This window comes from Bacillus sp. Pc3 (genome assembly GCF_000815145.1).
GTDB classification, from domain to species: Bacteria; Bacillota; Bacilli; order Bacillales; family Bacillaceae; genus Bacillus; species Bacillus velezensis.
In genome coordinates this window covers 135,898-149,198 of the sequence record NZ_CP010406.1, presented here as the reverse complement: position 1 = coordinate 149,198, position 13,301 = coordinate 135,898, and the positions used below count along the sequence as shown (strand labels likewise).

The 13,301-nt window shown below is 46.5% G+C and carries 2 protein-coding genes; both read right to left on the bottom strand.

The features are described from left to right. Window positions 1-7: 7 nt before the first annotated feature. Window positions 8-11,956: a bacillomycin D hybrid PKS/NRPS BamA gene (bamA, locus tag SB24_RS00565; protein WP_039251353.1), complete on the bottom strand. Its 11,949-nt coding sequence runs from the start codon at window positions 11,954-11,956 to the stop codon at window positions 8-10. A 19-nt stretch (window positions 11,957-11,975) separates the two neighbouring features. Then, window positions 11,976-13,178, bottom strand: coding sequence for a bacillomycin D biosynthesis malonyl-CoA transacylase BamD (bamD, locus tag SB24_RS00560; RefSeq protein ID WP_015417573.1), 1,203 nt, complete (start codon window positions 13,176-13,178; stop codon window positions 11,976-11,978). Between the last annotated feature and the right edge of the window lie 123 nt (window positions 13,179-13,301).

The following is a 13,301-nucleotide window of genomic DNA, read 5'->3' as shown; positions in this document are numbered from 1 at the left end:
CTTTTCCCTAAAAGTTCAATTGAATAGAATCAAGCGCGTTCTCTTCTTCCTCATTGCTTCCGCTCAATCCGATATGTTCGATTAGAATGCTTGGCTGTTCCAAAATCTCCGATAGGATGTGTAAGTAGTCGTTTGATAAAACCTCGATTCTGCTTTTCTTAAACAGTTTTTTCGAATATTCAAACAGTCCGTGATAGTTGTCGCGGTCCGCCTGAATCGACAAGGTCAAATCGAATTTGGCAACCGGATGATGAAATGGATACGGCTTGAGTTGAAGGGAATCGAAAGTCAATTCAGCATGATCAAGATTTTGCAGCACAAACATCGTATCGAATAAAGGATTGCGGCTTGAATCTTTTGGAAGATGCAGATGCTGAATTAATTCTTCCAATGGATAGTCTTGATTTTTATAGGCGTTCAGCATGTTTTCTTTTACTTCATTTAAGTAGGCATCAAATGTTTTACGGCCCGCCGGGTGATTGCGAATGACTAACGTATTAACGAACATTCCCACGACCGGCTCTACATCTAAATGAGTCCGCCCGGCAGATGGCGTTCCTACGATAATATCTTCTTGTCCGCTGTATTTGGATAAAAGAATCGTATAGGCTGCCAATAAAATCATATACAGTGTTGCTCCTGTGTCTTCTTCCATTTGGCTTAAACGCTGTTTCAAGTGTTCGGGTATAAGAAATTCAAATGATTCGCCTTCGTAATCGCGTATGGCAGGTCGCTCATAATCCGCAGGCATATCCAGTACAGGAATATCACCGTGAAACTGATCCAGCCAATACGCTTCCTGGCTCTTGATGTTCCGTTTCTGAATGTCCGATTGCTGCCAAACTGCAAAGTCTTTATATTGAATAGAGAGCGGGCCCGGTTCGTTCCCCTCGTAGATTCGGCTTAAATCTTTCATCAGAATATTGACGGACACGCCGTCAGAAATGATATGATGCATATCAACCACAAGCACGTGCCGCGCAGGTTCAATTTCAATCAGTCCGGCCCGCATCAGCGGCGGTTTGGCTAAGTCAAACGCTTTGATGAAATCAAGCACACGGTCTTCCGCTTCTTCTTCGCTTGCTTGAATCCGTTCTATCGTAAAGTCGACGTTCTGATGAATACGCTGTGCCGGCTCGCCTTCATATAAATCAAAGCTGGTACGCAACGCTTCATGACGCGCGATTATTTTTCGGAAAGCGGCGTTTAACCGTTCGGGATCGATCGTCCCTTCCACATTCATGGCACCCGTCATATTGTAAGTCAGCTCGCCGCCTTCTGTGTGACTTAATAAATACATTCGCCTTTGAGCTGAAGAAACCGGATAATATGGCATTTCCTTTGCAGCCGGAATCGGTACATATCGATTTTTGTCCATGTGTAACGCCTTGTCAGCCAATTGTTCAATGGTAGGAAACTTGAATATGTCTTTGAGAGACAGATTCACATCCAGCTCTTTGTGAATTCTGGCGGCTAAGGCAGCCGCTCGGATGGAGTTGCCTCCGAGATCAAAGAAATTATGTTTGATCCCCGCATGGCTTATTCCGAGCACTTCCTTCCATAAATCTGTCAGTTTGGACTCCGTCTCATTACCCGGCGGAACATATTCAGCTGTCTGCTGCAGACTCGATTCCGGTGCAGGCAGTGCCTTACGGTTTATTTTCCCGTTGGACGTTAACGGCATATGCTCCAGACGGACAAAATAGGACGGAACCATGTAGTCCGGAAGCTGCGATGATAATTGTTCCCTAAGCTGCGCAGCCGCTATAGGCTTGTCGTTTACGTAATACGCACATAATTGTTTTAAGCCGTCTTCTTCTTCTTTCACTGTAACCGCGGCTTTTTGCACCGCTTCCGCGTTATGCATTGCTGCTTCAATTTCACCAAGCTCGATTCGGTATCCCCTGATTTTGACTTGTTCATCAACGCGCCCGATATATACGAGATTTCCGTCCTTCAATCGCTTAGCCAAATCCCCTGATTTGTACATCTTCGCTCCCGGGACATACGGGTTTTCAACAAATTTCTCTGCCGTTAAATCCGGACGGTTCCAATACCCTCTGGCAACACCCGGTCCGCTGATATATATTTCGCCGATTACCCCGATGGGAACCAGGTTTCTGCTTGCATTGGCCACATAAATATCCGTGTTGGCAGCCGGAGTGCCGATCGGTACAAATTCCCGCTTGTCCCGTTCTGCGTCGAAGTGATAAATCATACATCCGACGACAGCTTCCGTCGGTCCGTATTCATTGAAAATGTCCAGCCGGCCTTTAAACTGCTCGCTGACACTTTTGGCCAGACGGGTGCTTAAATTTTCTCCGCCGACAATCATTTTCCGTATTGCGGTGCCGCCAGCGATATTCATCTCCTTGATGACGTGCAGATGTGCCGGGGTCAATTTGATCATGTCTATTCTTGAGTCCCGCATAATCTCAGAAAGCACAGCGCTTTTGTCTTCGCCGTCAAAGACAATGATGGTATTTCCCGTAACCAGCGGTGTAAATATCGAGGTCACAGTCAGATCGAAAGAGATGGAAGAGTATAATGGAAAGTTGGTTTTCTCACCTCTTACATAAACCTCTTTCGCCCACCAAATATAATCAGCCAGCCCCTGATGCTCAATGAGTACACCTTTTGGGTTTCCCGTGGAACCTGACGTATAGATCATATAGGCCAAATCATGCACATCGCTGTCCGATTCAAGATTCGAGTGATCCTCATGGTATGAGTTTTCCTCATCCAAAAGCACAACGTCACCATCATACGGTAATTGATCCAGCAGGCTGCGCTGTGTCAACACAACCTCCGCCCTTGAATCTCTCAGCATATATTGGATCCGATCTTCCGGATATTCAGGATCAATGGGCACGTATGCGCCGCCGGCTTTCAGAACAGCCAAAATTCCGACAATCAGCTCGATCCGATGCGGGCAGATGATGGCAACGAATTGATCCGCTTGTACGCCTTTTGTCCGTAACGTCCGCGCCAATCGGTTCGCCCGTTCATTGAGCTGTCTGTACGTATACCGCTCATTGCCAAAAATAACGGCTTCATGATCGGGACTCTGTTCAGCCTGCATTTCAAACCACCGATATACCGTTTCCTTATGCGGATACGGCGTCTTTGTGCCATTACACTCCGTCAGCAGTTGATGCCGTTCGGTTTCAGACAGCATAGGAACGGAAGACAATGTTATCTCCGGCTGCTCAGCAAGGCTGTTTAAAATGGCGGTATAGTGTCTGGTGATCTGTTCAATGGTGTCTTTTGTGAATCGTCCCGGTTTATAATCAAAATGCATCTCTATCTGTTGACCGGCATCTTCGATCGTGAGCATCAAATCATATAAAGAGACCCCTGGATTTCGTTCTTTCACTTTAAATGTACATTCATTGTGCCGGATTTCATGAAATTCAATGTTTTGAAACACAAACATCGTGTTAAACAGAGACTTTCCGGTTGTTTCCCGCTGTACATTTAATTTCTCCACAAGCCGGTCGAATGGATAGTCTTGGTTTTCGAAAGCGTCAAGCGTCTGCCGCTTTACTTCTTCCAGATAATCCGTAAACGTTCTATTGGCGTGCGGCTTCGTCCGGATTCCGATGGTTTGTATGAAAATACCGATGATCTTTTCGATATCCGGATGATTTCTTCCTGATGCAGGCGTGCCTACGACAATGTCTTCTTGTCCCGTATATTTATGAAGCAGCACATTATAGGCGGCCAGAAGCACCGTATAGAGAGTCGTTTCCGCCTTTTGCGCCAAGTCTTGAAGCGAACGGATGACATCCGGCTGTAAGGAGCATGTCACACGCTGTCCCTCAGAAGACCGTTCTGCCGCTTTGGAACCGTCTGTCGGAAGGTCAAGGATAGGAATTTCGTCTTGAAATTGTTCCAGCCAATATGTCTCCTGCCGCTTCATGGCATCGTCATTCAGCCGTTGGTTTTGCCATTCTGCGAAATCTTTATATTCAAATTCAATGTCCGGTAATGGTTTCTGATGATATAAAGCCAGCAATTCATTTGTAAGGATGTTGACGGAATAACCGTCCGAAATGATATGATGCATATCGATAAGCAGTTCGGCCTGCTCGTTTTCAATCTTGATCAGCTCCGCACGAACTAACGGAGCTTGATCCAGGCGGAACGGTTTTACAAACCGGTCTGAATAGGCATCAAATTCGTCCCGGCTCATTGTCCGGACATGAACGTTAAAATCAACTTCGTTTTCAAGTTTCTGAACGATATCGCCATCTATAATGTCGAAATACGTGCGAAACGCTTCGTGCCGATGCATCACTTGTTGAAGAGATGAGATCAGGGCTTGCTCATCGTACTTCCCTGTTATTGATATGTGGCCGAACATATTTTGCGCCAGCTGATCCGGTTCCAGTTGGTGCAGGAAATATACTCTTTGCTGTGCCGGCGATGTCGGGTAATACGCTTTTTTCTCGGCAGCCTTCATTGGGAGGTGTACGACTTTCGTTTCGTTCTGAATGAAATGTGCTAATTCCTTAACAGTCTGGTGACTGAAAAATTGTCCGATGGAAACCTTTTGTTGAAATGTCTTCTGAACTTTGGAAAGCATAAGCGTCGCCTGGAGTGAGTTTCCTCCCAGAGCCAGAAAGCGATCTGATCTGCCAACCCGTTCAAGGCCGAAAAGTTCCTCCCAAATCCGCGCCAGCTGCCGCTCCGTTTCATTTACCGGCGCCTCATAGGCTTCAGTAAAATTTGCCGTATTGCTTCCTATTGAAGAGACCCGCTTCTGGTGATCGGCGTAAAGTGCTTGTAAAGCATGCTGTTCTTCATCGGAAAACATTATCATGGCGTTAAGAGGGATTGAATCTCCCTCAACCATTTTTTGCAGCAATTTTGTAAAACCCGCTCCCCACTTTTTCATGATTTCCGGACTGATGACGTTCGTATTAAAGTCGAAATCAAGAACATATTCTTGATGCGCGTCTGTTATGTTCAGAAATAAATCGTACAGGGTGCATTTTACCGGGTATGCAACGGGCTCCGCTTCAGCCTTTCCGAAATGCAGTTTTCGAAAAGGCCTGTCTAAATTAAAGATAATACGCATATCCGGCACTTGATCGTGCGGAAGCTCTCTGGCCACCAGTGTCATCGGGACGGCTTGGTGCCGCATTGCAAGATTCACGCTTTCTTTCATACTGCCAAGATAACCGGATAAAGTGCTTTCTGAAGAAGACGTGTTCTTCACCGGAATCATATTGACGCAATTTCCAATCAGATCATGCTGTTTCATATGCGATTGACCTGCTGCGGGGACCCCGATCACAAGGCCTGACTGTTTGGTAAGCCGGTGCAGAAAAAGATGAAATGCACCCAGCATCGTTACAAATACGCTATTTTTCATCTGAATGCTTAAAGACCTTAAAGCCTCGCTCAATGGCCGTCCAAGCCTGACGGTACACCGGTCTCCCTCATACCCGTTCGGATAACGGACAGAAGCTGTGCTTGGCAGAATTGGCTGCTGTATCGGTTCAGAGAAATGACGCCGCCAATAACGGACCCCTTCTTCATACTGGCCGCTGTCAATCTGTGCCTGCTGCCAGTCTAAGTATTGGCGAAACGAAACATCTGCCTCTTTCGTCGAAATCGGTTTTCCTTGTACGATTGCCGCGTAGTTGCTCTCCAGTTCTTGAACAAAAACGGCGATTGACCATCCATCGGCAATGATGTGATGGAACGTGAGCACAATCAGATGTTCATTGTGAGCCGATGTAAGCACATGGATTCTAAACAAAGGCTTTTGTTCATGGAAATGAAACGGCCGCTTGGCATCTTCTGTCAGCCATTTTTGGATTTCCGGCTCCCGATGTTCATGCGGGAGACCGGTAAAATCAATGACAGGTATATCTATATTCATCCGTTCCTGCACTTGCTGCACCTCGTCATCGGGATGAATCACCGTACGTAAAGCTTCATGACGGTCAACGATATGCCGGACGGCTTGTTTTAATGGTGTATGCTGCAGTTCGCCCTTCACTTTCAGCATAATGGACTGGTTTAAAGCGGCGGAAGCTTCATTCCCGTAATGGGATGCCATAACCAACTGCTTTTGTTCAGGTGAAAGCTCGCGCGTCCCGGACTTTTTACGGCCTCCGCCATCAGGGGAATCCGGGCCTTCCGGAATAAATCCGCCTCGGCGAAGATCCTCCACCGTGTCTTTCACCGCTTGAATAATATTTTCGATATCATCCGCGGTATGCGCCGAAGACAAGAAGCAGTTGCGTCCCTCCCATACATAGACCCCTTTATAGTTGAGATGGTAAAAGAACAAGTCATTATCAAGCGATGAGACAAACCGGAATAAAGAACCGAATCGAACCATGCGGATAGGCACTTGCGCTTGTTCGAAGCAGCGATTCAGCTCATCGACCAGGTAGGCTGTTTTTTGATTAAGCTGCTCATACAGATGTTCTCCTTCGGTTTGTAAATGGCGAAGGACGGCTAATGACATCCTCATGGTAAGCGGGTGAGTATTGAAGGTGCCGGCCACAAACGTGCGTTTCGCCTCGTCTTGCGGGTAGGAATCGTCCCCATACTGCCAGGTACCCCCGTCGATCGCATTCATGAACTCAGCTTTTCCGGCAACTACCCCTAACGGCTGTCCGCCGCCGATGATTTTTCCGTAGGTCACTAAATCAGCCTGAATGCCGAACCATTCCTGTGCGCCGCCGAGACCGATCCGAAATCCGGTAATAATTTCATCCATAATGAGAGCTGTTCCGGATTGCTGCGTGATCGCCCGCAATTCTTTCAAAAATGCCCGCGGCTGCAAATCCGGTCTGCGGCTTTGTACCGGTTCTACCAGTACGGCTGCCAATTCATCACCAAGACTGCGGATCACGTCCAGCGAATCGGGATTGTTGTAATGTAAAATAATCAAATCATCCATAAAGCTCTGCGGTATGCCCGGAGCCAGCGGATTCGCAGACGCAGCCCCGCCTTTTGTGCCGGCTACCCCTAATACGCCGTCAAACGTGCCATGATAAGATCCCGAGAACGCCACGACTTTCTTTCTTCCTGTTGCCGCCCGCGCCAAACGCAGGGCAACCATGACGGCCTCTGTTCCGGAATTATAGAAAGCGACCCTTTCCACTCCGGTACATGTGCGGATCCGGTCGGCAACTTCACCGGCGACATCTGACATCGGGCCGAGCGGAGGCAATGATGAACGGGTTGAATCATCGATAACCTGTGTAATAAAGGAAGGATGATGCCCGAACAGGTTAACCCCGAATCCCATGGTGATATCGATATATTCATTTCCGTCAATATCCCACATTTTAGAACCGTCAGAACGTTCGGCGATAATCGGGTATACGATTTCCTTCCAATACGAACGGAAGCTGGACAAATTGCGGTTGTTTGCATGAGCAAATCGGGTGTTGTCCGTATATTGTTTGGAACCTTTCGTTTTATCTGCGTATTTCTTGATGAAGTCTTCTAAGTATTGTTTTTGCCGTGCGGTATAGTGTCCCTGATCATTCAGGTTCTGAGGCTGGAAAGGAACATAGGGTTTCGCTTCTTGAGCCGCTTTCTGTTCTGCATTGACGGTCGGAGGCCCCTGCTTGACAGAAGGAATTGATTTCTCTCGCGCTTTAGCATATTCTTTCTCATCGGAATGATGTCCGCTGTTTCTCAACAAATTAAAGCTATTTAATTGAGCTTGCAAGGTATCCTGAATTAATTGATTCTGAGAAGCGATGATTTTTTCGAGCGTATGCTCTTGATGACCATCTCTGCGATCCGATTCAGGCTGCGCTTCTGAAATGACCTGTTTTTCCTGCGCCGGAACATTCTCTTGAGGCGGAGCGGATGCAAAGGACGATGGAACGGTATCAGCCAAGTAATCTATGACACTTTGAAGGTTGGTCAACGTATCAAAAAAACGATCCATCGGGATATCTACCCCAAATTCGTCCGCGATGGCTTTTTTGACCTGTGACAGCATGATAGAATCCATTCCGAGCCCGATAAAATGAGCATTCAGATCGAGTTCCTCCGCTCTGATCCCTGAAGCGTTGCTGATTACAGTTTTCAGGAAGGATTCAATGTGCGCTTTCGATTGATTGATATTCAATGCTGCTCCTCCTTTCTTTTCGCCCTCGTTTAAGCGCAATTGGTCAGCTTCAGCCCAGCATCGGCTCCGTTCAAACGGATACAGGGGCAATGGCGTCTTTTGTACAGTTTCACCGGAATAAAGCGCGCGCCAATCGATAACGGCTCCTTGCACAAATAATTCGGCTGCGCGATGCAGCCATGTGATCCGTTCATCTTGCGTACGTAAACGCTGCTTAATCAGAGCGGCTGCTTGTTGATTCAGCTCTTCTTTATGGGCAGGCAGCATTTCCTTCATATTCTTGTAACCGATGTATACACCGGGAAGGTTTCTGTCTCCCTGAATCAGGCGGGTCAGCTTATCCGATAATTCTTGCTTACCGGATACAATCATGGCAATGCCATGATCCAAATGAGCCCTGCCCGTACTGGCTGTATAGCAAATGGACTTTAATGAAGCTTGGCTGTCACCCGATACATATTGCAAGTACTGCTGTGCGAGTTCATAGAGTGATTTTTCAGTATGAGCGGATAAAACAAACAGGTGCGGCCCATGTTCATCCTCGGGTGCATACTCACTTTGAGAAATATATTCTTCCAATACCACATGAGCGTTCGTTCCGCTAAAACCAAATGAGCTGACTCCGCCTCGCAGCGGCTCATCACCGGATGTGAACGCTGCAGCTTCCTGGTTTACGTAAAATGGTGAAGAGTGAAAATGAATGAGCGGATTAGGTTCATTAAAGTGCGCTAACGGCGGATTTTTCTTGTGATTCAGCATGAGGACAGATTTGATCAGCCCGACGATGCCTGCCGCTTCAAACAAATGACCGATGTTCGATTTAACAGAACCAATCGCACAAAATTGTTTTTTTGCCGTATACTTTTCAAACGCTTTACAAAGCCCATTAAATTCAACCGGATCGCCGAGCTTCGTTCCGGTGCCATGCGCTTCAATGAAAGACAGTGTTTCAGGAGCAATGCCCGCGTCTTTCCAAGCCGTTTCAATGACCTCAGTCTGAGCTGCCGGATTCGGTGCTGTAATCCCGGCGGTTGTTCCGTCTTGATTCAGCGCGCTTCCCTTGATTACGCTGTAAATATGGTCTCCGTCGCGAACAGCATCCTGCAAAGGTTTTAGCAGGACTGCGGCCGCGCCTTCACCTGTGCCCGTGCCGTCTGAATCTTTGCTGAAGGTTTTCGTGTATCCGTCCGAAGATTCCATATCAAGCCCGATACAGATCGGCAAGAGCGATGTTCGGATACCTCCGGCAAGGGCCATTTCACAATCGCCGGATATTAAAGATTTGCATGCTATATGAACGGCGGCAAGCGATGAGGAGCATGCCGTATCCACTGTGACCGCCGGCCCTTTTAAATTTAAGAAATAAGCAATTCGGCTGGCTAGCACGGAAGGGAGATTGCCCACGATATATTGATGAAGTTCCTCCGGATAATTCGCAGAAAGGAGACGTTCATAATCGTAGCCCACCTTCGAGTACCCCGCATATACCCCGACACGGCTCCCGTTCATGCTGCCGCCGGCATAGCCCGCATCTTCAATCGCATGCCATGCAGACTGCAAAAACAGTCTTTGGTTAGGGTCCATAAACTGAGCCGTTTTAGGAGCTAAACCGAAGAACGAGTAATCAAAGCGGTCGATTTCATCTAAATAGCCGCCCTTCACAAACTGACTCTCATTGAACTCGCTTTGGATGGACTTTAAATAATCCGCCGCATCTTTCAGCCGGGATTCGGGGTATTCTCGAATGCTGTGCTCACCTTTTTCAAGCAGATTCCAAAAATCACTTTTCGTTGACGCTCCCGGGACATTGAGCGACATCCCGATAATGGCGATATCTTTCGGTGTCACATGGCTTGGTTTCGCGGCCGCGTCCTGCTTGATTTCAGCCCGGCTTTCAGACAGATATGCCGCTAAATCAGTGATAGAAGGATACGTAAAGAGATCTGAAACGGCAAGCTCGCGTCCGAATTTCTGTTCTATGCGCTCGGCAATCTGCGATAACTGTAATGAATTTGCTCCCATATCAAAATAACTGTCAGCGAGGTGAACCTTTTTCCCGTTGAGCACATCGGAAAAGATAGACAGCAATTCCGTTTCTATCTCATGAATGGGTGTCTGTCCGGATGTTTCCGGGCTGCTCTCCAAACATTCATTGATGGCGGCAGACTCTGTTGAAAAATTCCCTGCCTCATACTGTCTGGCAAGTTCGTAGCGTTTAACCTTTCCGCTGGTTGTTTTAGGGAGTTTTCGGATCGGAAGGACTTCTTTTATGCTCCAGCCGCCCCGCTTGTACAAATGCTTTTTTATCTCTTTGACAAGCGGTGCGAATTTTTCAGGTGATTTTTTGTAAACAACAAAGAGCACGATTTCTCCGCTTTGCGTCTTTTGATCATATACACCGCAGGCGGCAACCCTTCCTAAGTCAACCTCTTCCATTTCAATCGCGACCCGTTCAATATCGTGCGGGTAGATATTTTTTCCGTTCACGAAAATAATGTCCTTTTCTCTTCCGGTTACGACTAAGTTACCCCTTTCACTAATGAATCCGAGGTCTCCCGTTTTTACCCAGCCGTCAGAAGTCAGCGCTTTTTCCGTACTCTCTGGGTTGTTATAATACCCTTGCGTCACATTGTCTCCTTTGATGTGGATATGGCCGATGATTCCGTCTTCTACTCTTTCATTTGTTTCATCGGAGATCCGAAGCTGACAATAGTCAATAGGTTGTCCCACCTCGACGAATGAAGCGCAATTTTGGTCCTCTTTGCTGACTTTTACAGCTCTTTCACCAAGATTTAAATAGTCACGATGCAAATAAACGGGAACGAATTCTTCACCTAATTTAGAGAATGCTGCGCCGACCGACGCTTCCGCTAAACCGTAAACATTCAAAATGGCGGATCTTTTCAGATTGAATGCTGCGCATCTTTTCAAAAATTCGTCACAGAGCTCCGGCAATATCGGTTCTGCACCGTTTGCGATGACCTTGATGTGGGATAAATCCCAGTCTGGTTCGTTTTTCAGAAATTTAAGGAAGTAGTTGTATCCGAAATTAGGAGAGGATAGAATACTGGCTTTATGTTCATGAGCTTTTTTCATCCAAAGAATAGGTCTGCGAATAAATAACTCTGTAGGCATCAGATTTTGATTGATTCCGGTTATGAAGGGAACAAGGTGGCAGGCGATGAGCCCCATATCATGCGTTAAGGGCATCCATGATAAGAAAGAGTCTTTCGAATGAACGTGTAGGGCAGTCCCAATGGCACACGTGTTATGTATTAAGTTGTGATGCGTTAACATGACTCCTTTTGGATCTCCTGTCGATCCCGAAGAAAATTGGATAAAGGCGAGTTCATCCGCATCAGGTTCATAAAATGAAGCGGGGTAATCGTAGGTTTGATCTTGAATGACGTCAGATTTTTCGTTTAATTGATGATGGAAATCCTGTAAATCGTGTTCTGCAGCGTATTTCTTTATTTTGTCCAATACTTTTTCAGAGGCAATCAGAAAGGGATGATTTAATATATTCCAAATGCGCCAGACCTTCAGTTTATGGTCATCATCTTCTCCGATACTGACCGGAACCGGGATCATTCCTCCTAATATACAAGCCCAAAAAGCAACGACAAATGATTTGTTTTCTTGGATTTGAAATACAATTTCCTGCTTCGGCTTAATGCCGAGATGCTGTAAATAGCCAAGATACCCTTGCGCCTCTTCAAACAATTGGCGATAAGAGACAACCGTCTCGTTTTTATCGGATTCGATAAAACGGATCCCGCGATCAGAGATATTGCTTCTTTCCCGAATGACATCTACTAAGGTTTGGAATTGACTGGTATACATAGGTCCCCTCCTGGGCGCTTTATTTTAAAATCCGCAATTCTTCCCAATCCGGAAGCTGTTTAGCCTCGCAAATTAATTTGCATAAATGGATCGAATGTTCGAGTTCTTGTTCTGAAAGCACGTCTTCATGCCTTTTCATTCTCTCTTTCAGCTCTTGGATTTGCGTAAATAATGGCGTCGTCATATTGGAATAAGCCGCTGAATCCTTGTTGTAATTTCGCGCAATGACGGATTGAATCATCAATTTATTCAGTTGTTTTTTGCGTAAACGGACAATATGTTTCTTTCTTTCCGCTGAATTGGAAAGCAAGTGAACATCAGATGTCTGTCCTAAGGGATAAGGTACAATGTGATTCGTTGTTTTTCTCAGCAGACCGGCTAAGACATTGTTCGGACCCATTTCGATAACTTCTGTGACTCCATGTAAAAGCAAATAATGCATCGATTCTGTCCATCTAACCGGCATCGTCATGTGCTGCTTGAGATGTTCGCTGATCGAATTTCCGCTGCTGTAAGGGCGCGCGGTGACATTTGAAATGATCGGCCATGCGGCATCCCGGAAAGAATACCGGTGTAAAACAGTCTGGAATTGTTCGGAGGCTGATCGTATCATCGAACTGTGAAAAGGCGCACTGACATTCAAATAAGTGTATGCCGCACCCTTTTCCTCCGCCATCTTGATGACACGTTCCACAGCTTGCCGGTGTCCGGAAATCACATGCTGCTGTTCTGAATTCATGCAGGCTACACCTGCCGGAAAGTCTTCCGTCGATACTTTCGAACATATTTCCTGCAACGTTTGGAGAGAGAGCTGTGTCACGGCGGCCATCGTCCCCTGCTGATGGGGATCCGCATTTTGCATAAGAATTCCCCGCTCCCTTACAAGTGTAACGGCATCCTGAAAAGAAAGGGCGCCGGCACAGACAAGCGCTGAATATTCGCCTAAGCTATGGCCTGCCAGGAAGCGGGGCTCCACCCCTATTTCCTGCATATACACTTGAAAAGCAATCACACTGACCGTTAAAATAGCGGGCTGCGCGTTCATTGTCTTTGTCAATTCATTCATATCTCCGTTAAAACACAGTTTTTTTACATCCAAGGAGATCGCATCGCTCGCTTCTTCAAACAATCTCTTTGCGAGCACAAAATCATTCCAAAATTGTTTGCCCATTCCTACAAATTGAGACCCTTGTCCAGGAAATAAAAAGGCAAGATTGTTCATGAGATTCCTCCGATCATATTGAGCAAAAATACAATATCCTACAAATTATCCCTTTATCTAACATCCTAGCATGATTATAACAAATGTGTATAGAATACTTTCGGAGGAGTTATTGTTCGATTT